Consider the following 21,954-nt stretch of genomic DNA (forward strand, 5'->3'; position numbering starts at 1 on the left):
CGGCGGGACACCTCACGCTGGTGCCGGAACTCAAGGCCGCGCTCACCGAGGCGGGGCGGCCCGACATCATGATCGTCGTCGGCGGCGTCATCCCGCCGCAGGATTTCGACGCGCTCATCGAAGCCGGCGCGTCGGCGATCTTCCCGCCCGGCACGGTCATCGCAGATGCGGCAGAAAAACTGCTGCAGGAGCTGAACCAGCGCCTCGGCTATGCGCAGCGGACGGCGGCCGAGTAAAGTCTCGAAAAGAAAGGCGGACGCTGCCCGAAGGCCGCGCCCGCCCCATGCTTACGACCAGCGGGGCGACACTTACCGCCAGCCGTAACCATAGCCCTCGCGCGGCGGCATCGGCCGCCCGCCATAACCGTCGAAATAGCGATGCCAGCGGCGCTGACCCCAGAAGCCGTACATGGCGGGCGGCGCCGGGCGCCAACCATAGCCATAGGCGGGGCGCTCATAGGCGGGCTCGTAGCGGCCGCCGAAGGCCTGGGCATTGCCCGTTCCGGCAAAGGTCGAGACTGTCAGTGCGATGCCGCCCAGTGCGAAGGCGGCGAAACCGATCCGGGCGCGATTGCCAAACATGGTCCTTGTCCTGTCTCAAGGCCGGGAAGATCCCTGCCTTGGAACGGACCATCGCAGATCCTGCCTGAACGGGTTTTGAGGGCGCTGTTCAGCCCGCGTTTATCCAAGCACCCAACGCCGTCATCCCGGGCTTGACCCGGGACCCATCGTAGAGCGCCGGAGCCATATGATGGATTCCGGATCTGCGCTGCTTCGCAGCTTGTCCGGAATGACGGCGCGTTCGGGTGGATCGCAGCGTAGCCTAACCGCTGGACAACTGCTCGCGCTTGAGGAGGAGCGAAGCGGCGATCACGACGACCGCCACGGCGGCGATCATGATGGTGCAGGCGGCGTTGATCTCGGGCGAGACTCCGAGCTTGACCGCCGAATAGAGACGCATCGGCAAGGTGGTCGCGCCGGGGCCGGTGGTGAAGCTCGCGACGACGAGATCGTCGAGCGAGAGCGTGAAAGCGAGCATCCAGGCCGCCGCCACCGCCGGCCAGATCAGCGGCAGCGTCACCGTCCAGAAGGTGACGAAGGGCGTGGCGCCGAGATCCTGCGCCGCCTCTTCCAGCGAGCGATCGAAGCCCGCCAGCCGCGATTGCACGACGATGCAGGCGAAGCCGAGGCTGAAGGTCGCGTGCGCGACGGTCACGGTCCAGAAGCCGCGCTCGACATCAACGGCGACGAAGAGCAGCAGCAGCGAAAGCCCCGTCACCACCTCCGGCATGACGAGAGGCGCCAGCACCATCCCGGAAAACAGCGTGCGGCCGAAGAAGCGGCCATGCCGGGCGAGCGCCAGCGCAGCGAGCGTACCGAGTATGGTCGCCAATGTCGCCGAGACGACACCGAGCCGGATCGAGAGCCAGGCGGCATCGAGCAGCGGCTCGTTCGCCATGAGCGCGCCGTACCAGTGCGTCGAGAAACCACCCCAGACCGTGACGAGGCGCGAGGCGTTGAAGGAATAGGCGATCAGCGTGACGATCGGCAGATAGAGGAAGGCGAAGCCGAGGATCAGTGCCAGGATGAGGCCGGGGCCGAGGCGCTTCATGCCGCCAGCTCCCGCTTCAACCGGGCGCGCTGGAGCAGGACCAACGGCAGGACCAGCACGATCAGCAGCACGACGGCGACCGCCGACGCCAGTGGCCAGTCGCGGTTCGAGAAGAACTCGTTCCACAAGACCTTGCCGATCATCACCGTATCGGGGCCGCCGAGCAGATCGGGGATAACGAACTCGCCGACGGCAGGGATGAAGACCAGTGCCGATCCAGCGAGGATACCGGGCAGCGAGAGCGGCAGCGTCACGGTGAAGAAGGCGGTGATCGGTGTGGCGCCAAGATCGGACGCAGCTTCGAGCAGGCTGCGGTCGAGCTTTTCCAGCGTGGCGAAAAGCGGCAGCACCATGAAGGGCAGATAGGAATAGACCATGCCGAGCAGCACGGCCGTCTCGGTATTGAGCAGCCGTAGCGGCTCGCCCTCGAAGCCGAGGAAGGCGAGCGCGGCGTCGAGCARCCCGTCSGGCCKCAGGATKCCGATCCARGCGTAGACGCGGATCAGGAAGGAGGTCCAGAACGGCAGGATGACGAAGACAAGCAGAAGGCCGCGCCAGCGCGCCGGCGCGGTCGCCATGGCGTAGGCGAGCGGATAGCCGATGGCGAGGGCGAAGATCGTGGTCAGCGCCGCGATGCGCAGGGAATAGAGGTAGCTCTGCCAGTAGAGCGGATCATCGCCGAGCAGGCTGAAATTCGTCAGGTCGAGCTGGGACAGGAAGTCGCCAAGCTGGGCGAACCCCTCCCAATGCGGCGCATAGGGCGGGAGCGCGGTCTCAGCCTGCGAGAAGGCCATACGCAGCACGATGGCGAAGGGAGCCAAGAAGAACAGCGCCAGCCAGAGATAGGGCACGGCCACCACAAGACGGCGCAGCCGCTGCAGCGAAGCGACCACGCTCATGGCGGCAGCACCACGCCGGCCTCGACATCCCAGGASAGCCAGACCYTGTCSTCCCAGGCGAAAGGCCGGGCCACCCGCCGTGTCCGGTTGGCCAGCGCGACCTTGACCAGCTGACCGCCCTCCCCGCCGATCATCACCTGGACCATGGTGAAATCGCCGAGATAGCCGATGTCCCAGATCTCGCCCGCGACCTTGTTGACGACTTGGCCCGGCTCGTCATGGGCGATCTCGATCTTCTCGGGCCGGATGCCGATCAGCAGGGCGTCGCCCGCCTTCAGCGCCGGCGCCTCCTCGTCGAGCTCGACGGTGCCGACGCGCGGCACCTCTGCCTTCACCAACTCGCCATCGATCGCTTCGACCCGCCCCTCGAAGATGTTGATGTCGCCGACGAACTCCGCGACATGGCGGTTGGCCGGCGCCTCGTAGATCACGTCGGGAGGCCCGATCTGGACGAGCTTGCCATGGTCCATCACCGCCATGCGGTCGGCCATGGTCATCGCCTCATCCTGGTCGTGGGTGACGACCATGAAGGTGAGGCCGAGCTCGCTCTGAAGATCCATCAGCTCGAACTGGGTCTGCTCGCGCAATTTGCGATCGAGTGCCGCCATCGGCTCGTCGAGCAGCAAGAGCTTCGGCCGCTTGGCGAGCGAGCGGGCAAGCGCGACGCGCTGRCGCTGGCCGCCGGAGAGCTGGTGTGGCTTGCGCTGCCCAAGGCCGGAGAGCTTGACCAGCGCCAGCATCTCCTCGACGCGTCTGGCGATCTCGGCGCGGGCCAGGCCCTCGCGCTTCAGGCCGTAGGCGATGTTGCCGGACACGGTCAGATGCGGGAACAGCGCATAGGACTGGAACATCATGTTGACCGGCCGCAGATGCGGCGGCACGGCGGTGATATCCTGTCCGTCGAGCAGGATCCTGCCCTCATCCGGCGTCTCAAAACCGGCGAGCATGCGCATCAGCGTGGTCTTGCCGCAGCCGGAGGGACCGAGGAGCGCGAAGAATTCGCGCTGGTAGAGCGCGAGCGAAAGATCGCCCACGGCCGTGACGTCACCGAAGCGCTTGGTCACGCCCTGGAATTGCACGAGCGGCTTCGCCGCCGGGTCGTTCCAGGGCTGGAAGGCCCGGCGCACGCTGCCCGGCGAGGTCTTCTTCACGGTGGCCGCGCCCTGTCCGAACGCGCTCACTTCAACGCGCTCACTTGCCGGTCTTCACGCGCGTCCAGAGCCGGTTGACCAGCCGCTGCGACTTCTGATCGTAGGGCGTGATCGTGTAGAGCCGCCCCATCACCTCGTCCGGCGGGTAGACGCCGGGGTTGTCGCGCAAGGCCGCCGACAGGAACGGCTTCGAAGCAATGTTTCCATTGGCGTACTGGATGAAGTCCGAGTTCTTCGCCGCCATCTCCGGCTTGTTGACGAAGTCGATGAACTTCAGCGCCGCGTCGACATTGGCCGCGTCCTTCGGGATCACGAAGGAATCGAACCACATCAGCGCGCCCTCCTTCGGGATGGAATAGCCGATCTGGACGCCGTTCTTGGCCTCCTCGGCCCGCTTCTTGGCCTGGAGGATGTCGCCGGAATAGCCGACCGCGAGGCAGATATCGCCGTTGGCCAGCGCGTTGATGTATTCGGAGGAGTGGAATTTCTGGATATAGGGCCGGATCTTGCGCAGCAATTCGCCGGCCTTGTTGAGATCGGCCTCGTTCTTCGAATCCGGGTTCAGCCCGAGATAGCGCAAGGCGGCCGGGAACAGCTCCTCTGTCGCGTCGAGGACATGGACGCCGCAATTAGAGAGCTTCTTCAACTGCTCGGGTTCGAAGACGATCTTCCAGCTATCGATCACCGCGTCGGGGCCGAGCCGTTCCTTGATCTTGGCGGTGTTGTAGCCGATCCCCGTGGTGCCCCACATGTAGTTCACGGCGTAGGTGTTGCCGGGGTCGTATTTGGCGAGCCGCGTCTGGATCTCGGGCCAGATATTCTTGAGGTTCGGGACCTTGGCCKTGTCGATCGGCTGGTAGATGYCGAGCGGGATATGGCGCGGCAGGAAGGAAGCCGTGACSACGATCAGGTCGTAGCCGGTCTTGCCGGCAAGAAGCTTGGTCTCGACCGTCTCCATCTGGTCGAAGGTGTCGTAGACGACGGTGATCCCGGTTTCCTTCTTGAAGGCGTCGAGCACCTCGGGATCGACATAGTCGGACCAGTTGAAGATCCGGAGCTGCTTGTCCTGCGCGGCCACCGGCGTGGCCAGAAGTCCCAGTCCGATCGCGCAGACCGCAATGGCCTTGCTCAGTCGCTTCGTCGTCTCACCCAATCTGCCCCTCCATCAAGCTAAAGCGGGCGCACGCTACCAGCTTTCCCCCCGGCATCAACCGCCACCGGGCGCGGCCGGCTGCCTGCGCACAGCAGAGCGTTTCCGAAAGCCCGTCCAGTATGTTCCGGCCGGCTGACGCAAGCGTGATCCGCCGTCTTCTTGCCGGTTCGCCTCGTCCTGCACATACCGTGCCGGATGCGCCTCTTCCGCCGCTTCCTGCTGTTCTTCGTTCTTGCCTTTCTGCTGCCGCTCGCGACCCATGCCGGCTGGTGGGTCTGGCAGACGCATGCGCCCGACTGGCGCCGCGCCGACTGGTCAAGCGCGAAGCTCCTGCCGGCCGCGTCGGTCGATCCCGAAGCGACCGTGCACATCTTCGCCGCCCGCGTCGGTCGCTGGCGCGGCATCTTCGCGCATCATTCCTGGATCGTGGTGAAGGAGGCCAATGCCTCCGCCTATACCCGCTTCGACGTCGTCGGCTGGGGCATGCCGGTGCGCGTCAACCATCGCGAGGCGGATGGGCGCTGGTTCGGCAACGAGCCGGAGTCTGTCGCGGAAATCCGAGGAGCAGCGGCCGAGCGGCTGATTCCGCGCATCCGAGCTGCCGTGCAGTCCTATGCCTATGCCGAACCGGGCAGCTATCTCGCATGGCCGGGCCCGAACTCGAACAGCTTCGTCCAGCATGTGCTGACGGAGGTGCCGGAGCTGCGCGAAGCCCTGCCGCCGACGGCCATCGGGAAGGACTGGCGTGAGACCGGCCTCTTAAGCCTCACTCTACGGGCTGGCCGGAATCACGGTCGGCTGGGTCGAAGGCGTCGAGGTCAACATCCTCGGCCTCGTCGCGGGATTCGACCTGCGCAGCCCGGCGCTGAAGCTGCCGGGCTGGGGACGGGTCGGGATGTGAGAGAACGCCTCAAACCGCCTCGAAGGCCTGCGCCAGATCCGAGATCAGATCCTCGATGTTCTCGATGCCGACCGAGATGCGGATCAGGGCGTCGGTGAGGCCGATCTCCTCGCGCAGCTCCCGCGCCACGCCGGAATGCGTCATCGCGGCCGGATGCGAGACCAGCGTCTCGGTACCGCCGAGGCTGACCGCGAGCTTCATGATCTGGAGATTGTCGAGCACGGCGAAGGCTTCCTTCTCGCCGCCCTTGACGTCGAAGGCGAAGGTCGAGCCGGCCGCCGTGCACTGCCGGTCGAAGACGGCCTTGCGCGGATCGCCATCCTTGAGGTTGCCGAGATAGTGGACCCTGGCGACCTTCGGATGGCTCTCCAGATACTCCGCCACCAGCTTGGCGTTCTCGTTGGCGCGGCTCATGCGGATGTCGAGCGTCTCCAGCGAGCGCATCAGCATCCAGCAGGAATTCGGATCGGCTTGCGTGCCCAGCGAGCCGCGCCAGGCCTTCACCTGCCGCACCAGCGCCTCGGAGCCGCTGATCGAGCCGCCGACAAGGTCGGAATGGCCGCCGACATATTTGGTCAGCGAGAGCAGCGAGAGGTCGGCGCCCTGCTTCAGCGGCTTCTGGTATTTCGGGCCGAGCATGGTGTTGTCGACGACGACCGGCGGGCGGTGGCCCTGCGACCTCTCCAGTTCGTCCGCGATCATCTTGCAGGCGGCGAGATCGACGAGGCCGTTGGTGGGGTTCGCCGGAGTCTCGACCAGGATCATCGCGACGCGGCCCTTGGCCGCCGCTGCCCGCGCGACATCGCGCATCTGCTCGATGTCGAGCCCGTCGGTGAAGCCGAAGGGGGTCACGCCGAAGGCGCCCATCTGGTTCTTCAGCAGCGTCTCGGTTCCGCCATAGAGCGGGCGGGAATGCAGGATCGTGTCGCCCGGGCGCAGGAAGGCGAAGCAGGTGGTCGCGATCGCGGCCATGCCCGAGGCGAAGACGGCGCATTTCTCGGCCTCGTCCCAGATCGCCAGGCGATCCTCGAGGATTTCCATATTGGGATGGTTGAAGCGCGAATAGACCAAGCCGGGCTTCTCGCCAGGCTTCGGCTGACGCCGGCCCGAGGTGAAGTCGAAGAAGTCCTTGCCCTGCTGAGCGTTCTCGAAAACGAAGGTCGAGGTCAGGAAGACCGGCGGCTTCAGCGATCCCTCCGACATGGCCGGCGAATAGCCGAAGCCCATCATCAGCGTCTCGGGATGGAGCTTGCGGTTGGCGATCCGGTCCTTGTGGTAGTTGTCTGCGCTCATGGCTTTCTCCCTCGGCTCCGGCCTGGCCGCTTTGCGACCAGAATAATCCCGCATCGACGCGATTGCTTGGCTGGTCACACTCGCGCTAACGCTCTTCCTGCATGTTTCTGCTCAACACGAGCCAGGATGGAGCATATGATGCTCGATACGATCGACCGCCGCATTCTCGCCCTGCTCCGGGAGGACGGGCGGATCACCAATCAGGAGCTCTCGCAGAAGGTCGGGCTGTCGCCGACCCCCTGCCTGCGCCGCCTCAAGCGGCTGGAGGAGACAGGCGTCATCCAGGGCTATGCCGCGATCGTCGATCCGAAGGCCTATGGGCTGCCCTTCAGCGTCTTCGTCTCGGTCAGGCTGATCCAGCAGAATCAGGAGCATATCGCCGAGTTCGAGAAGGCGATCGAAAGCTGGAGCGAAGTGGCGGAGTGCTACCTCATGACCGGCTCGCAGGATTATCTGCTGCGCGTCGTCACCGATGGCATCGAGGGCTATGAGCGCTTCCTCAAGCAGAAGGTGACGCGGCTGAAATGCATCCAGTCGGTCGAATCCAACTTCGCGCTGGCGACGATCAAGAAGCGCTCCGGCCTGCCGCCGATCTGAATGGTCCTCAGGGGCCGAGCAGTTCTGGCGCTGCCGCCCGGGCCATGCGGTCCTGCTGATGGGCCACGCCGGGCACAGTGATCTCGCGCCATTGCGGGGTGACGCCGAGGCGAGCGGCAACGGCACGGATATCGGCCATGAAATGCTGACCGCGTGCTAACCGGGTTGCTCCCTGCTCCTCGGCGCCGGCCGATCTGTTGAGCTCCCGGTGTTCCGGATTCGTGTCGCGGGCGCCCAGCATGACCGTGACCTGCTTGCCGAGCGCGGCTCGCAAGGTGGCGTCGGTCGCAGGCGTTCCGCCCAGCGAATAGGGATAGGCGAAGCCCCCGGCGGCGGCAGCATCGAGAGGACGGGTGTAATAGCCGGCATTCGCCACGACGGCCCGCGAGAAGCGGGCCTCGGGCATGAGCAGCGCCATCCGGTGCACGAACTGGCCGCCGGCCGAATGCCCGAAGAGCCTGTAGCTCGTGCCTGACGCGCGACCGGCAGCGCGCGCCGCATCGAACAGTCTTTCGACGACGCCGAAGGTCCATTTCGACCGGTCCGGCTGTCCGCGCACGGCGCCCTGCTGGAAAAGCCGGCCGGGAAAACGGGTCTTGTCGAAGCGCGGCGCGGCGATGAGGACGCCATAGCGGTCGGCGGCCTCGATCCAATAATTGCGCGAATTCGCCGCGTTTCGGCCGGCGCCGTGGATCACGATCACCAGCGGGCAGGATTTGGCCGCGCATGCCGCCGGCGTATAGGTCTCGACGTCGATGGCCTTCCAGACGGGATCGTCGAGCGTCCATTCGCCGCGTCCCACCTCGGCGAATGGCCCCGGCGTCGCCGCCATCGCCGCCGCTGGTCCGAGCCACGCGGCGAAACCGATTAGAACCGCGCCGAGGCCTCTGGAAACCCGCATTCAGCTCTCGCCGCGATCCATGGCGCGGCGCACGACCTGCGTGACCTCGCTATCCGAGAGGAAGAGGTCGTGCCTGAGCAGGCTCCAGCCGCGCCCGGCCGTGTCGGCGACGCGGACGCCCAGCGCATCGAGGCGCTCCCGGTCGGCCGCGCCCGCGCGTGCCACGCCGCCAGCGATGCGGGCGGAAACCGCGAGCGCCCGGTCGCCGGGATCGATGATGACCGTCATGCGCTTCGCCAGCGGCGCGATCCGCTTCACCGTCTGCTCGAAGGCGTCGATATCGACATCTGGCGAGGCGAGCACCACCGAGCCGATCCGCGCGTAGACATCAGGCGAATCGCGCAGCTCGCGCAGGCCTTCCAGCGTCAGGAAGGTGCCCATGGAATGGGCCACGATGTGGATGCGCCCGATCGTGGGGTTCGCGACCAGCGCCTGCAAGGTCTCTACGAAGCCGTCGCGCGACCAGAGCGCGCTTTCGCGATCATAGGCATAGTCGAGCAGCTTGCCGCCCGAAGGCCAGGTGAAGAGCGCCGTGCGCCCCTGGAACTTGAGCGAATGCGAAAGCTGCCCGGCGCTGCGGGCGGCGGACTCGAAGGTCTCGTTGTAGCCATGGACATAGAGCAGCACATCGCCGCCATTCGCCGCATTCGAGAACACACGCGCGGCATCGGTCGTGGTTTCGCGTTCGATCCCGAGGACCGCCCAGTCGCCGCTCACCGCCGAGGAGACACGCCCTGCGATGCCGCGCCCCGGCGGCGAGAGCCTCGCCACCGCAAAGGTCAGCGGCCCGCGATCCGACCCGAAATAGGGCGCCACGTTGCCGACAGACCGACGCGTCGTCATCACCAGCAGGGCCGGATCCTTGCCGAGCGCCGACAAATCCGCCCGCTCCGGCACGGAGAAGGGCGAGACGGTCGCCTCGCTTTGCGCGCAGGCCGTGAGCCCGAGCGGAAGGAGCGAGGCGAAGGCCAGAGAGAAGCGTGAAAAGTCGCGCCTTGTGACAGGCATGGGAGCGGATATCCGGGACAATCGAGAGGGGCCGATCTGGATGATCCGGTCTTAAGGACAGGCTAACGCGGCCAGAATGGGGCGAAACGCCGGGAAAACCCGAAATGCCGGCAGCCCGTGCCTCCACGGTCACATCCGCCCGTCATCGCCTCGTTGCCGGCGCTCCTCGCAAGGAGGGCTCGTGGCCCTCGGGCCCAGCCGACGAGGCGTCAGCGGCCGCCGGAGATGATCGTGACGGGCGCCGTCACCACCAGCCCGACGGTCGAGCCGACCGTGCCGACCACCCCGCCGGCGATGTCGCCCAGACGGTCGCCCAGTTGCGGGCCGGCGAAGCCGATGCCCTTGTCCTGTCGCAACCTTTCGCCGATGAGCTGCACGACCTTCGGCGAGGAAGCGAACTTGGCGTGGTTCAGGCTGTCGCCCGAAGACACCTCCGAGAGGTCGATGATATGTACGCCAAGCTTCTCCAGCTCGGCGATCGTCGGCGCATCCTTGGTGGAGACAGCGCCCAGCCGGGTCTTGTCGCCGGCGAAGCGGCGGGAAAAATCGAGCGCCCGGTCATCGGCGGAGACGAAGACCGTCACCGGCCGCCGGATCACATTCATCAGGGTCTTGAATACGTCGAGATCGACATCGGGCGCGGCGAGCATCACGTCGCGCAGCTTGCCGCCGAAGGCGCCGTCGCCGCGTATCGCCGCCTGGCGCAAGGTTTCGAGCGTCAGGATCGTGCCCATCGAATGGGCGAGGATGTCCATCCGCCCCGGGCCGATATCCCGGGTGATGCCGCGTAGGTTCGCTTCGAGGAAGTCGCGCGAGTAATAGGCGCTTTCGCGGTCGTAGGGGTAGGCGAGGAGCTGGCCGCGCGAGGGCCAGGAGAACAGCACCGGCACGCCCTTGAAGCCGGAATCGTAGACGATCTGGGCGAAGCGATAGACGGCGTCGGCGAAATTGGTGTTGTAACCGTGGACGAAGACCAGCACATCGCGCTGGCCGGCCGGGCGGCGCATGATCTCCCGGCGGACATCGGCGACGACCGGCGCGAGATCAAGACGCTCGATATTGGTCGCGGTGAAATGCTTGGCCGGATCGCCCGGGCCGGAATCGGGGAGTTCGAGCTCGCCCGGCTTGTGGCTGCGCGGCACGGTGATCTCGAGCTTGGCGAAGGCCAGCTTCGGGGCGCGCTCGCCGTCGAAATAGACCGGCGCCGCCGAGGCTTCACGGGTGGTGGCGACGTAGATCTCGACCTTTCCGGCGATGTCCTGCCGGGGCGCCTGGCTCAGTTCCAGCACGCGCGGCGTGCCGCAGGCAGCCAGCATCAACGGCGCGAGCAACGCCAGAATCAAGACAGGAAGCCGCATCGCCACGCCGATCATCGCCTTGTCGTGTCACCGAACCGGCGAATGTTCAAGATGCGCATGTGACAGGGTCACGACGCGCGATGCGGCAAGGCGCCTTGCCGCCGGCTCCGCCGGCTTGCTAACTGGCGCGATGGTCGACCTCGCCTCCCGCATCGAAACGCTGGCCGACGCCATTCTGGCCGGCGAGCGCGCCGCACTGGCGCGCGCGATCACGCTCACCGAATCGCGGCGGGCCGACCATCGCGAGCAGGCCCGGGCGCTGATCCAGCGGCTGCTGCCCCAAACGGGCCGGGCCATCCGGGTCGGGATCACCGGTGTGCCCGGCGTCGGCAAGTCCACCGCCATCGACGCGCTCGGCAGCCAACTGACGGAGAAGGGCCACAAGGTCGCGGTGCTCGCGGTCGACCCCTCCTCGACCCGCACCGGCGGCTCGATCCTCGGCGACAAGACGCGGATGGCGCGGCTTTCCGTCGACCCGAACGCCTATATCCGCCCCTCCCCCTCCTCCGGCACGCTCGGCGGCGTCGCGGCCAAGACGCGCGAGACGATGCTGCTCTGCGAGGCGGCGGGCTTCGACGTCATCCTGGTCGAGACGGTCGGCGTCGGCCAGTCGGAGACGGCTGTCGCCGACCTCACCGATTTCTTCCTCGTGCTGATGCTGCCCAATGCCGGCGACGAATTGCAGGGCATCAAGAAAGGCATCGTCGAGCTCGCCGACATGATCGCGGTCAACAAGGCCGATGGCGCCGGCGCGACCGCGGCGCGGGCGGCTGCGGCGCAGTACAAGGCGGCGCTGCATATTCTCGCGCCGGCCTCGCCGCTCTGGTCGACTCCGGTCGTCACCATCTCCGGCCTGACCGGGGAAGGGCTCGATGCGCTCTGGAGCAAGATCGAGGACCATCATCACCGCTTCGAGGCAAAGGGGCTGATCACCGAGAGGCGCCGGCGGCAGGACGTGAAATGGATGTGGGCGATGGTGCAGGACCGGCTGCAAGCCAGGCTCCGGCACGATCCGGCGCTGAAGGCGCGCACGCCGGCACTCGAAGCGGCGGTCGCGGCGGGCGAGCTGGCGCCGACGCTCGCGGCCGACGAGATCGCCCAGGCCTTGGGATTGTGAGGGCGACATGCAGCGCATCGACCTGCTGGTCACCGGGTTCGGCCCGTTTCCGGGCGTCCGGGTCAATCCGACGACGCGACTTGCAGGCGCCATCGCCGCGCGGCTGCGGCATTCGGGCCTGCGCGTGCGCAGCCTCGTGCTCGAGACCAGCTATGCCGCCGGCCTGCCGGCACTTGCGCAGGAGATCGAGACGACCAGGCCAAGAGCGCTGCTGATGCTCGGCCTCGCCGCCCGCGCCCGCCATGTCCGGATCGAGCTTTTCGCACGCGGCCGCTCCAGCTCGCTCCATCCCGACGTCACCGGGCGCGCCGCCACCGGTGCCGCGACGGGCGGCCGCCCTGCCTTGCCTACGCGAACCACCGGGCGTCCCCAGGGCGCGCTCGCCCATCTGCGCCGGCATGCGATCGCCAGCCGGCCCTCGCCCTCGGCCGGGCGCTATCTCTGCGATGCCAGCTATGCCACCGCGTTGCGCCACGCCGCGATGGCGGGACGGCCCGTCTTGTTCGTGCATGTTCCCTGGCTGCGCCCGGCAGCCGGCAGCCGCCCAACCAAGCGCGTCGCGGGCTTTCGACCGCGGACGGAGGGATTGACCGCAGCGCTGGCGGCGATCGGACGCGATCTCGCGATCACAGGTCGCTGACGGTCCCGAAACGGCACAGCGGCGCTGGCACGGAGCTTGATCGAGGGAAGCGGCACAGGAGATGTCATGACCCTTTCCCGGCGCTGCCTCTTGGCTGGCGGCCTTCTCAGTCCCATCGCGGCGCATCTGCCCGCGCAGGCGCAGCAGCGCGGTGCCGCGCCGACGCCGCTCGGCCAGCTCGGCCTCGATGCCACGCAATTCGGCCTGCGTCCGGGCGCCACCGACGACCAGTCGCAGCGCCTTCGGGCCGCGCTTAGCGAGGCGGCCCGCCGTTCCGCCCCGCTGCTGCTGCCGCCCGGCCGCTATCGCGTCAGCCGGGTCGCCTTGCCCGAGGGCACGCGCCTGATCGGCGTATCGGAGGCGACAAGGCTGGTGACGGCCGATGGCGGGYCTGTCCTGACGGCGAGCAACATCTCCCGCGCAAGCCTTTCCGGCCTCGTGCTCGACGGGCTCGACATCCCCTCGCCGCAACGCTCCGCCCTGCTCGCGGCGGATGCCGTCGGCGAGATCGCGATTGCCGAACTCGCCTTCGCCAACGCCGGCTCCGTCGGCTTGACGCTGAACCGCTGCGGCGGGCGCATCACGGCGAGCAGCTTCCGCAAGATGCGCGACGCCGCGCTGTTCTCGCTGGATTCGCGCGGGCTGACGATCGACGGCAATGCCGTCGCCGATTGCGGCAATAACGGCATCCAGATCTGGCGCAGCGAGGCCGGAGACGACCGCTCGATCTTGCGCGGCAACCGCGTCGAGCGCATCCGAGCCGATGCTGGCGGCGACGGGCAGAACGGCAACGGCATCAGCCTCTATCGCGCGGGCGGCGTCATCATCGAAGGCAACCAGCTCCGCGACTGCGCCATGACCTTCATCCGCAACAATTCCGGTTCGGGCGTGCAGATCCTCGGCAATCAGGGGCGGCGCTGCGGGGAGGCCGGGCTCTATTCCGAATTCGCCTTCGAGGGCGCGATCATGGCGAACAACCTGATCGAGGATTGCGCGCAGGGCGCCAACATCACCAATCTCGACCATGGCGGGCGGCTCGCCGTCTTCGCCAACAACATCGTCCGCAACGCCCGGAAGGCGGTCGCGCCGAACGGCAAGGGGCCCGTCGGCGGCATCGGCGTCCATGTCGAGGCGGAAGCCGCCGTCACCGGCAACGTCATCGAGAACGCCAGCGAGACCGGCATCTCGCTGGGCTGGTCCTGGGGCATGCGCAATCTCGCCGCCACCGGCAACATCATCCGCAAGACCGGTATCGGCATCTCGATCTCGCTGGTGCCGAAGGAGCGCAATGCGCTGATCGCCAACAACCTCATCGCCGAGGCACGGAACGGCGCCGTGATCGGCAGCGAATACGGCAAGCCGGTCACCGGCGACCTGACGAAGGCTCCCGATGCGCGGGCGGCCGGCATCAGGGTCGAGAACAACGCGGTCAGTTAGGATCGCCGCCTTTTCGAAGGAACCCGGTTATCCCGGGTCTTCGCTTCGCTCCGCCCGGGACGACCCGCGCTTCCGTGGAAAAACGACCGGCCTTAGCCAGCCGGCGCCCTCACCCGGCCGACCTCGATGCCGTTCCAATTCTTCAGCACGGCCTCTCGCAGCGGCGCGAAGGCCACTTGCGTCGATTCATCCATCGGCAGGAAGCGACCGATCAGCGCCGCCAGCGCGACCTCGGCGGCACGCCCGGCGCCATCGTCGCATTTGAGCGCGATGCCATAGCCCAGCTCCGGCAGGGCCGCGCAGTAGACGCCCTCGGCCCCGGTCTTGGTGAAGGCACGCGCGCCGAGCAGGCTCATCAGCCTTGTGTCGAAACGGTCGGTGCCCGCCACCATGAAGGGATGCGCCGCCGCAGCGGCACGGATGCGGGCGGCTGCCCTGGCGCGCTCCGGGCCGAAGCCGTGACCGGTGCCGAGCCGGGCGAAGCCGAGCGCCAGCGCCTTGAGCGGCACGGCATAGGAGGGGATCGAGCAACCGTCGATGCCCATGCGGTCGCTGGAATGCTCGGCGCCGGTCACCTCTTCAAGGGCGCCGCGCACGGCCTGCTGGACCGCATGACCCTGCTTCACATAGCCGGCGGGATCCTCGTCCAGCGCGCAGGAGAGGCAGACGAAGCCGGCATGCTTGCCGGAGCAGTTGTTGTTGAGCGCGCTGGGCTCGGCGCCCGATTTGGCCAGGGCGCGCGCCGCAGCCTCGCCCATCGGCCAATGCGCGCCGCATTCGAGGCAGCCGGCATCGCGGCCGGCCTTCTTCAGCATGGCCAGCGAGGTCTCGGCGTGGAGCGGCTCGCCGGAATGCGAGGAGACGGCAAGCGCGATCTCCGCCTCGGTCAGCCCGCAGCGGTCGGCGGCGCCGCTCTCGATCAATGGCAGGCCCTGAATCGCCTTGACGGCCGAGCGCGGGAAGACGGGGCGCTCGACATCCCCGGCGGAGAACACCACGCCGCCCTCGGCATCAATGACGATCGCCGCACCGCGATGGCGCGATTCGACGGTGTTGCCGCGCGTGACTTCGGCGAGGACAGGGTTTTCCATGGCGACCTCCAGTGCCCAATCGATGGGCGCATCGCTTTTGCCGCCGGCCGCCCGGGCTGTCAAAAGCAGTGGCGAAAAAGCTTCGCTGCTGCCACGGTGCGAACCATGGACCAGACCATGACGCCCCCCGACTACGAAGCCGAATACAACAACCGCGCCCGGGTGCCCGAGCATCCCGGCATCATCGCCGGCTGGCAGGAAGACGCCGCCGCCTACCGCGCCACCGCGCTATGCGAGCTCGGCATCTCCTACGGCGCCGGCGAGCGCCAGCTCTACGATATCTTCAAGCCCGAGACGGTACGCGGCAACGCGCTCGTCATGTTCATCCATGGCGGCTACTGGCAGGCGCTCGACCGCAGCTTCTTCTCGCATATGGCGCGCGGGCTGAACCGGCTGGGCCTGCCCGTCGCCGTCGTCGGCTACGACCTCTGCCCGCAGGTCCATCTCGGCCATATCGTCTGGGAATTGCAGCAGGCGGCCGCCGCGCTGTGGCGACGCTTCGGCCTGCCGGTGGTCGCGACCGGGCATTCGGCGGGCGGCCATCTCTCGGCCTGCACGCTGGCGACCAACTGGCACAATGTCGGTTCCGACCTGCCCGACCGGCTGGTGCCGGCCGCCTATGGCATCTCGGGACTCTACAACCTGAAACCCCTGACCGAGACCAGCATCAACACCGCGCTCGGCCTCGACATGGAGGCGGCGGAGCGGGAGAGCCCGCTGTTCTGGCCAGCACCGTCGCGGCTGACGATGGACGCCGTCGTCGGCGGCGCGGAAAGCGACGAGTACCACAAGCAGAGCCGCCGCCTCGTCGATGTCTGGGGGCTGGAAGGCGTGCAGACGCGCTATGAGGAGATCGAAGGCGCGAACCATTTCACCGTCATCGACGGCCTCACCGACCCCGACAATCCGATGACGCGGCGGATCGCGGCGCTCGCCGGCGCTTGATCTCGGGGCACTGGGAGTTCTATCCAGTCCGCAGAGAGTTTCGGAGCGCGYGATGCAGACCTTCTTCGTCGAGATCAAATGCAAGCTCGGCAAGACCTATGAGGTCGCCAGCGAACTGGCCGATCGCGAGATCGCCTCCGAGATCTACTCGACCGCCGGCAATTACGACATCCTGGCCAAGTTCCACGTCGCGGCCGATGTCGATATCGGCCATTTCGTCGCGCAGAAGGTGCAGTCGATCCCCGAGATCGCCGACACCCACACGATCATCACCTTCAAGGCGTTCTGACCGGCCGGCGCCGACCCTGGATTTGTCTCTACGGCTTCGCGTTCCGACTCAGCAGGAAATTTGCTGAATCGATTCCACGTCTTGTGCGTGATCCCTCGCATACCGTCTCAACGGCTTGCCAAACTGATTCAAGCGACCCTTTCCACCGAAGGGCCGATGCGACCGGCACGGCCCTGGCTCCCGAAGCACCGTTTCCCTCACGGAGAAGCTGCCAGCGGCATCCCGGCGGCTTGACGGATGGGGGCTTTCGCGCGACCAGCATCCTTCGGACTGCAGGGACCATCGCGCCATGAAAAGCACGCTCTCCACAGATCTGCGCTCGGGCGCGCTCGTCTATCACCGCCAGCCGCGGCCCGGTAAGCTCGAGATCCAGGCGACCAAGCCGCTCGGCAACCAGCGCGACCTCGCACTCGCCTATTCGCCCGGCGTCGCCGCCGCCTGCGAGGCGATCGTCGACGATCCGTCGGAAGCGGCCGAGCTCACCTCGCGCCAGAACCTCGTCGCCGTCATCACCAACGGCACCGCCGTGCTCGGCCTCGGCGATATCGGSCCGCTSGCSTCSAAGCCGGTGATGGAGGGCAAGGCGGTCCTGTTCAAGAAATTCGCCGGSATCGACTGYTTCGACATCGAGGTCGASCAGAAGAACATCGAGAAATTCGTCGAKGTSGTYGCSGCGCTGGAACCGACCTTCGGCGGCATCAATCTCGAGGACATCAAGGGTCCGGAGTGCTTCGAGATCGAGGAGCAGCTCAAGGCCCGGATGAAGATCCCCGTCTTCCATGACGACCAGCACGGCACGGCGATCATCGTCGGCGCGGCGGTGCTGAACGGACTCGACCTCGCCGCCAAGAAGATCGCCGACGTCAAGATCGTCGTCTCGGGCGCCGGCGCGGCGGCGCTCGCCTGCACCAACCTGCTGGTGGAACTCGGCGCGCAGCGCAAGAACATCTGGATCACGGACCTGGAAGGCGTGGTCTATGAGGGCCGCAACACGCTGATGGACCGCTGGAAGGAGGTCTATGCGCAGAAGACCGACGCCCGCACGCTGAACGACGTCATCGGCGATGCCGACATCTTCCTCGGCCTCTCCGCCGCGGGCGTGCTGAAGCCGGAGATGGCCAAGCGCATGGCGCCGAAGCCGCTGATCCTGGCGCTCGCCAACCCCAATCCCGAGATCACGCCGGAGGATGCGCTGGCCGTGCGCCCCGATGCGATGATCTGCACCGGCCGCTCGGACTATCCGAACCAGGTCAACAATGTCCTGTGCTTCCCSTAYATCTTCCGCGGCGCGCTCGACGTGCAGGCGACGACGATCAACGAAGCGATGAAGCTCGCGGCCGTGCGCGCTATCGCCGCGCTCGCCCGCGAGGCGTCCTCGGATGTGGCTGCACGCGCCTATGGCGGGGAGACCTCGACCTTCGGCGCGACATCGCTGATCCCGAATCCCTTCGATCCGCGCCTGATCATGCGCATCGCCCCGGCCGTGGCCGAAGCCGCCATGGCGACGGGCGTCGCGCGCAAGCCGCTGGTCGACATCGAGGCCTATCGCGAGCAGCTCTCGCGCTTCGTCTTCCGCTCGGGCTTCCTGATGAAGCCGCTGTTCCAGCAGGCCAAGGCCGACCCCAAGCGCGTGATCTATGCCGAGGGCGAGGATGAGCGCGTGCTCCGCGCCGCCCAGGTCGCGCTGGAGGAAGGGCTCGCCATCCCGATCCTGATCGGCCGCCCCAGCGTGATCGAGACGCGCATCCAGCGCTTCGGCCTGTCGCTGAAGCCCGGCGTCGATTTCGAGATCGTGAACCCGGAGGACGATCCGCGCTATCGCGACTACGTCCAGACCTATCTCGACATCGCCGGCCGGCGCGGCATCACGCCCGATGCGGCGCGCGCGCTGGTGCGCACCAACAACACCGTGATCGCGGCGCTGGCCGTGGCGCGCGGCGAGGCGGATGCGATGATCAGCGGCCTCGAAGGCCGGTTCATGTCGCGACTGCGGCACATCAAGGACATCATAGGGCTGGCGCCGGGTGTCTGCGACCTCGCGGCGATGACGCTGATCATCACCAACAAGGGCGCCTTCTTCCTCGGCGACACCCATGTGAAGCACGATCCGACGGCGGAGGAGATCGCCGACATGACCGTGCTGGCGGCGAGCCATGTCCAGCGCTTCGGCCTGGAGCCGAAGATCGCGCTACTGTCGCATTCCGATTTCGGCGCCGCCGACACGCCGAGCTCGCTCAAGATGCGCAAGGCGCTGAAGCTGATCCGCGAGCGCGCGCCCAACCTCGAATGCGACGGCGAGATGGAGGCCGACACCGCGCTGGTGCCGATGATCCGCGAGCGCGTCCTGCCTTCCTCGACGCTGAAGGACGTGGCCAACGTCCTGATCTTCCCCAATCTCGACGCGGCGAACATCTCCTATCAGTTCGCCAAGGTGATGGCGGACGCACTGCCGGTCGGGCCGATCCTGATGGGCACGGCGAAGCCCGCGCATATCCTSACCGGYTCGGTCACCGCRCGCGGCGTCGTCAACATGACGGCCGTGGCSGTGGTCGAGGCGCAGGAGCGCGCGGCCGCGGTAGCCGCCACTCCCTAGCAGACACCGGATCGGCTGGAGCTGTCGGGCATGGTAGCCACTATCGGAGCCGCACTCCGGTCAGGAGCGCTTGCGCTCGCGGGCGCCTTCTGGCTGGCGGCGACGATGCCGGCAGGCGCGCAGGAGCCGTTTCGCGAGGATAACGGCTTTCTCCGGGCCCGCATCGACGGCCGCGAGATCCGTCTGGAGTCGCTGATCATCCGCCCTGAGGGGATCGAGGGCCGGCTGCCGCTCGCACTGATCACGCACGGCAAATCGGCGACGGGTTCCCGGATGGGCGACCTGCACGCCGTCCAATATAAGTCGATCGCGCGGGATCTCGCCCGCCGTGGCTGGATGGCCGCTATCGTCATCCGCCGCGGCTTCGGCCAATCGGACGGCCCCTTTTCCGGTGAAGGGGCGGGCTGCGGATTACCCGATATGACGGGGCGTTTCGACAGCGAGGCGAAGGAGCTCGAGGCGGCGCTCGAGACGCTGCGAGAACGCCCCGATGTCGATCCCGATCGGATCATCGCACTCGGCGAATCCGCCGGCGGCGCGGCGATCATGGCGCTGGCCCAACGCAAGCCCCCAGGCCTGAAGGCGGTGATCAACGTCGCCGGCGGCCTGAACTTCGACGAATGCGTCGAGAAAGGCCGCGACGCGCTCGTCGAGACCGTCCGGCACTGGCCCTGGCAGGAGACCGTGCCGCAGCTCTGGGTCTATGCCGCCAACGACGAACTCTTCCCGCCACCCCTCGTCGACCGCATGCGCGCCGCTGCGCTCGACCGTGGCGGGAACGTGCGCCTGATCACGCTGCCGGAGATCAAGCCAGGCGGCCATGCGATTCTCCAGAACAACCAGGCCCGTTTCGCCTGGCTTCGGGAGATGGATGCCTCGCTTCGCGCATGGAAGCTGCCGACGCTGCCTACCGGGCGTCCGCAAGCGGAATTCGAGCGCCTCGGCCTCGAAAAGGGCGCCCGCACATTCGAGGATTACTTCAGCGCGCCCGGCGACAAGGCGATGGCTTTCAGCAAGGCCAGCAAAACATTCAACTACCGGTACGGCGAGAAAGATCTGGAGCAGGCGCGCCAGACCGCACTGACCGCATGCCGCAAGAAGGCCGAGGATTGCGCCGTCGTCTTCGAGAACAATCGCGCCACCGGAGCGCGCTGACGACGCGGGGGTCTCCTTCCCGCTTGGCAGGCGGGACGCGTCGCGTTCTAATCTCCTGAGTCGGGCAGCGCTCGCGCCGGTGCCCGGCGCCAGGGGAGGCTGATTTGCTCGACGTCACCCGCCGCCACGCTCCCTTCGCCTTCGCCGCCCTGCTCGCGACTTTACGGGCCGCGGCAGCGCAAGGGTCGGTGATCTTCCACCGCGGCAATGACGGCGACCCGGAAACGCTCGATCCGCACCGGACCTCGACCGTGGCGGAAGCGCATCTGCTGCGCGACCTGCGCGAAGGCCTCGTCATCCACAACATGAGGGGCGAGGTCGTGCCCGGCGTCGCCGAGAGCTGGACGGCCAGTGCCGATGGCAAGCTCTGGCGCTTCAGCCTGCGGGCCAACGCGAAATGGTCGAACGGCGACCCGCTCAGAGCGAGCGACTTCGTCTATTCGTTCAAGCGGATCGTCGACCCCGAGACCGGCGCCAAATACGCCAACCTGCTCTATCCGATCCGCAAGGCCGAGGCGATCCACAAGGCAGCTATAGGCTCATCGCTCGACGAACTCGGCGTACGGGCGCCGGACGAGCGGACGCTGGAGATCGAGCTGGAGCGACCGACGCCCTATCTGCTCGAGCTCCTGACCCATCAGAGCGCCCTGCCGGTCCATCCGGCGACGGCCGCGAAGGCCGGGCTCGCTCCGGCCGATCCGCGAAGCTGGGTCACGAACGGCGCCTATAGGCTCAAGGAATTCATCCCGAACTCGCATATCCGGCTCGACCGCAATCCGCATTTCCACGACGCGGCGGGTGTGAAGATCGATACGGTGATCTTCTATCCGGCGCCTGACCTCATCGCGGCGGCGCGGCGCTTCCAGGCCGGCGAGCTGCAATTGACGACCGACATCCCGGCCGAGCAATTCAAGGAACTGCGCCGCAAGCTCGGCGAGCAGGTGCGGATCGGCCCCTATCTCGCGACCTATTTCCTGATCATCAACACGGCCAAGCAGCCTTTCGACGACCCTCGCGTCAGGCGGGCGCTTTCCCTCCAGATCGACCGGGATTTCATCGCCGACCGGATCTGGGGCGGCACGATGCTGCCGGCCTATGGCGTGATCCCGCCCCATATCGGCAATTACGGTGAGCGGGCTGAGATGGATTTCCGCTACGCATCGGTGCTCGAACGCGAGGACGAGGCGAAGCAGCTCCTCGCCGCGGCCGGGTTCGGCAACGGCGTGCCGCTCCATATCGAATTGCGCTTCAACACCACCGACAACAACCGGCACACCGCCGAGGCGATCGCGGAGCAATGGCACGCCATCGGCGTCGAGACGCGCTTCGTCGAGACGGATTTCCGCACGCATTTCGCCTATCTGCGCGACGGCGGCGATTTCGACGTCGCCCGCTATGGCTGGATCGGCGACTATTCCGACCCGCAGAACTTCCTGTTCCTATTCCAGAGCGACAATGCCGGCTTCAACATCGGCAAATACGCCAATCCCCGCTTCGACGCGCTGATGAAGCTCGCCGCCGACGAACTCGACATCGCCAGGCGTGCCGCGATCCTGCGCGAGGCCGACAGCATCGTCACCACCGAGCAGCCCTGGATTCCGGTGCTGCACTATTCGACGAAGAATCTCGTCTCGCCGAAGCTCGCCGGCTTCGGGCAGAACCTGCGCGGCGCGATCCCGACACGGTTTCTGAGCCTGAAAGCCTGAGCCTGCGCCCTGCAAGCGGCGCCGGGCGGCAATCCGCCCTTATCGCTCGCGCCCGGCTCGCGGTTTCGCTAGGAAGGAACGGCTTTCCGTCCCCCTAGCAGAGTCCGCA

19 protein-coding genes and 2 pseudogenes are annotated in these 21,954 nt (G+C 67.1%); 11 read left to right on the forward strand and 10 right to left on the reverse strand.

Features of this window, described 5'->3' with window-relative positions; translation table 11 throughout:
* Positions 1-236 (forward strand): annotated as a pseudogene (locus AB4Y99_RS08075) (methylmalonyl-CoA mutase); the annotation flags it as partial.
* A gap of 72 nt (positions 237-308) precedes the next feature.
* Here AB4Y99_RS08075 and AB4Y99_RS08080 read toward each other — a convergent pair.
* The 5 genes from AB4Y99_RS08080 to AB4Y99_RS08100 form a co-directional block, all read right to left on the reverse strand.
* Positions 309-581, reverse strand: a complete 273-nt coding sequence (locus AB4Y99_RS08080; RefSeq protein ID WP_112763413.1) for a hypothetical protein — start codon at positions 579-581, stop codon at positions 309-311.
* A gap of 241 nt (positions 582-822) precedes the next feature.
* The gene (locus tag AB4Y99_RS08085) at positions 823-1,611 is read right to left on the reverse strand and encodes an ABC transporter permease (protein WP_441522949.1); all 789 of its coding nucleotides are present in this window, start codon (positions 1,609-1,611) and stop codon (positions 823-825) included.
* Positions 1,608-2,510, reverse strand: coding sequence for an ABC transporter permease (locus AB4Y99_RS08090; RefSeq protein ID WP_441522950.1), 903 nt, complete (start codon positions 2,508-2,510; stop codon positions 1,608-1,610). The genes AB4Y99_RS08085 and AB4Y99_RS08090 overlap by 4 nt, the downstream gene beginning before the upstream one ends.
* On the reverse strand, positions 2,507-3,691 hold the full coding sequence (locus tag AB4Y99_RS08095; RefSeq protein ID WP_441522951.1) for an ABC transporter ATP-binding protein: 1,185 nt from the start codon (positions 3,689-3,691) through the stop codon (positions 2,507-2,509). The genes AB4Y99_RS08090 and AB4Y99_RS08095 overlap by 4 nt, the downstream gene beginning before the upstream one ends.
* A gap of 10 nt (positions 3,692-3,701) precedes the next feature.
* Positions 3,702-4,814, reverse strand: a complete 1,113-nt coding sequence (locus tag AB4Y99_RS08100) for a polyamine ABC transporter substrate-binding protein (protein ID WP_441522952.1) — start codon at positions 4,812-4,814, stop codon at positions 3,702-3,704.
* A 195-nt stretch (positions 4,815-5,009) separates the two neighbouring features.
* On the opposite strand from AB4Y99_RS08100, the pseudogene AB4Y99_RS08105 reads away from it, so the two are divergent.
* Positions 5,010-5,715, forward strand: a pseudogene (locus tag AB4Y99_RS08105) (DUF3750 domain-containing protein).
* 9 nt (positions 5,716-5,724) lie between these two features.
* On the opposite strand, the gene AB4Y99_RS08110 reads toward AB4Y99_RS08105, so the two are convergent.
* The gene (locus AB4Y99_RS08110; RefSeq protein WP_441522953.1) at positions 5,725-7,008 is read right to left on the reverse strand and encodes a cystathionine gamma-synthase family protein; all 1,284 of its coding nucleotides are present in this window, start codon (positions 7,006-7,008) and stop codon (positions 5,725-5,727) included.
* A gap of 126 nt (positions 7,009-7,134) precedes the next feature.
* Between AB4Y99_RS08110 and AB4Y99_RS08115 the strand changes: the two genes are divergently transcribed.
* A complete protein-coding gene (locus tag AB4Y99_RS08115; protein WP_038361367.1) occupies positions 7,135-7,605 on the forward strand; it encodes an Lrp/AsnC family transcriptional regulator in 471 nt (156 codons plus the stop codon).
* Positions 7,606-7,612: 7 nt separating this feature from the next.
* Here AB4Y99_RS08115 and AB4Y99_RS08120 read toward each other — a convergent pair whose 3' ends face one another.
* From AB4Y99_RS08120 to AB4Y99_RS08130, 3 genes are all read right to left on the reverse strand, one after another.
* Complete coding sequence (locus tag AB4Y99_RS08120; protein ID WP_441522954.1) at positions 7,613-8,506, reverse strand: alpha/beta hydrolase family protein; 894 nt, start codon at positions 8,504-8,506, stop codon at positions 7,613-7,615.
* Positions 8,507-9,514, reverse strand: coding sequence for an alpha/beta hydrolase (locus tag AB4Y99_RS08125; protein ID WP_038361362.1), 1,008 nt, complete (start codon positions 9,512-9,514; stop codon positions 8,507-8,509).
* A 209-nt stretch (positions 9,515-9,723) separates the two neighbouring features.
* Complete coding sequence (locus AB4Y99_RS08130) at positions 9,724-10,872, reverse strand: alpha/beta hydrolase (protein WP_185747785.1); 1,149 nt, start codon at positions 10,870-10,872, stop codon at positions 9,724-9,726.
* A 130-nt stretch (positions 10,873-11,002) separates the two neighbouring features.
* On the opposite strand from AB4Y99_RS08130, the gene meaB reads away from it, so the two are divergent.
* The 3 genes from meaB (at position 11,003) to AB4Y99_RS08145 (ending at position 14,066) form a co-directional block, all read left to right on the forward strand.
* Positions 11,003-11,989 carry a methylmalonyl Co-A mutase-associated GTPase MeaB gene (meaB, locus tag AB4Y99_RS08135; RefSeq protein ID WP_112763404.1) on the forward strand — a complete coding sequence of 329 codons (987 nt, stop codon included), beginning with the start codon at positions 11,003-11,005 and terminating at the stop codon, positions 11,987-11,989.
* A 7-nt stretch (positions 11,990-11,996) separates the two neighbouring features.
* The gene (locus AB4Y99_RS08140) at positions 11,997-12,629 is read left to right on the forward strand and encodes a pyroglutamyl-peptidase I family protein (protein ID WP_441522955.1); all 633 of its coding nucleotides are present in this window, start codon (positions 11,997-11,999) and stop codon (positions 12,627-12,629) included.
* Between the two features lie 66 nt (positions 12,630-12,695).
* Positions 12,696-14,066 carry a TIGR03808 family TAT-translocated repetitive protein gene (locus AB4Y99_RS08145; RefSeq protein ID WP_441522956.1) on the forward strand — a complete coding sequence of 457 codons (1,371 nt, stop codon included), beginning with the start codon at positions 12,696-12,698 and terminating at the stop codon, positions 14,064-14,066.
* A 92-nt stretch (positions 14,067-14,158) separates the two neighbouring features.
* On the opposite strand, the gene AB4Y99_RS08150 is transcribed toward AB4Y99_RS08145, so the two are convergent.
* The gene (locus tag AB4Y99_RS08150; protein WP_441522957.1) at positions 14,159-15,157 is read right to left on the reverse strand and encodes an asparaginase; all 999 of its coding nucleotides are present in this window, start codon (positions 15,155-15,157) and stop codon (positions 14,159-14,161) included.
* Between the two features lie 117 nt (positions 15,158-15,274).
* Between AB4Y99_RS08150 and AB4Y99_RS08155 the strand changes: the two genes are divergently transcribed.
* The 5 genes from AB4Y99_RS08155 to AB4Y99_RS08175 all read left to right on the forward strand — a co-directional run bounded on the left by AB4Y99_RS08155 (position 15,275) and on the right by AB4Y99_RS08175 (position 21,845).
* A complete protein-coding gene (locus tag AB4Y99_RS08155; protein WP_441522958.1) occupies positions 15,275-16,102 on the forward strand; it encodes an alpha/beta hydrolase in 828 nt (275 codons plus the stop codon).
* A 52-nt stretch (positions 16,103-16,154) separates the two neighbouring features.
* Positions 16,155-16,391, forward strand: a complete 237-nt coding sequence (locus AB4Y99_RS08160) for an Lrp/AsnC ligand binding domain-containing protein (RefSeq protein ID WP_038361355.1) — start codon at positions 16,155-16,157, stop codon at positions 16,389-16,391.
* Between the two features lie 289 nt (positions 16,392-16,680).
* Entirely contained in the window at positions 16,681-18,984 is a 2,304-nt protein-coding gene (locus AB4Y99_RS08165) for an NADP-dependent malic enzyme (RefSeq protein ID WP_441522959.1), read from the forward strand.
* Between the two features lie 30 nt (positions 18,985-19,014).
* Entirely contained in the window at positions 19,015-20,139 is a 1,125-nt protein-coding gene (locus tag AB4Y99_RS08170; protein ID WP_441522960.1) for an alpha/beta hydrolase family protein, read from the forward strand.
* A 104-nt stretch (positions 20,140-20,243) separates the two neighbouring features.
* Positions 20,244-21,845, forward strand: a complete 1,602-nt coding sequence (locus AB4Y99_RS08175) for a peptide ABC transporter substrate-binding protein (protein ID WP_441522961.1) — start codon at positions 20,244-20,246, stop codon at positions 21,843-21,845.
* Positions 21,846-21,954 lie beyond the last annotated feature (109 nt).

Source organism: Allobosea sp. TAB14 (genome assembly GCF_052113865.1).
Lineage (GTDB): Bacteria > Pseudomonadota > Alphaproteobacteria > Rhizobiales > Beijerinckiaceae > Allobosea > Allobosea spartocytisi.

Bases quoted from the DNA above. Each gene is read 5' to 3' on its own strand.
- AB4Y99_RS08080 (WP_112763413.1), bottom strand. From the start codon at position 581: ATGTTTGGCAATCGCGCCCGGATCGGTTTCGCCGCCTTCGCACTGGGC.
- AB4Y99_RS08085 (WP_441522949.1), bottom strand. From the start codon at position 1,611: ATGAAGCGCCTCGGCCCCGGCCTCATCCTGGCACTGATCCTCGGCTTC.
- AB4Y99_RS08110 (WP_441522953.1), bottom strand. From the start codon at position 7,008: ATGAGCGCAGACAACTACCACAAGGACCGGATCGCCAACCGCAAGCTC.
- AB4Y99_RS08115 (WP_038361367.1), top strand. From the start codon at position 7,135: ATGGAGCATATGATGCTCGATACGATCGACCGCCGCATTCTCGCCCTG.
- AB4Y99_RS08120 (WP_441522954.1), bottom strand. From the start codon at position 8,506: ATGCGGGTTTCCAGAGGCCTCGGCGCGGTTCTAATCGGTTTCGCCGCG.
- AB4Y99_RS08125 (WP_038361362.1), bottom strand. From the start codon at position 9,514: ATGCCTGTCACAAGGCGCGACTTTTCACGCTTCTCTCTGGCCTTCGCC.
- AB4Y99_RS08130 (WP_185747785.1), bottom strand. From the start codon at position 10,872: ATGCGGCTTCCTGTCTTGATTCTGGCGTTGCTCGCGCCGTTGATGCTG.
- meaB (WP_112763404.1), top strand. From the start codon at position 11,003: ATGGTCGACCTCGCCTCCCGCATCGAAACGCTGGCCGACGCCATTCTG.
- AB4Y99_RS08140 (WP_441522955.1), top strand. From the start codon at position 11,997: ATGCAGCGCATCGACCTGCTGGTCACCGGGTTCGGCCCGTTTCCGGGC.
- AB4Y99_RS08150 (WP_441522957.1), bottom strand. From the start codon at position 15,157: ATGGAAAACCCTGTCCTCGCCGAAGTCACGCGCGGCAACACCGTCGAA.
- AB4Y99_RS08155 (WP_441522958.1), top strand. From the start codon at position 15,275: ATGACGCCCCCCGACTACGAAGCCGAATACAACAACCGCGCCCGGGTG.
- AB4Y99_RS08160 (WP_038361355.1), top strand. From the start codon at position 16,155: ATGCAGACCTTCTTCGTCGAGATCAAATGCAAGCTCGGCAAGACCTAT.
- AB4Y99_RS08170 (WP_441522960.1), top strand. From the start codon at position 19,015: ATGGTAGCCACTATCGGAGCCGCACTCCGGTCAGGAGCGCTTGCGCTC.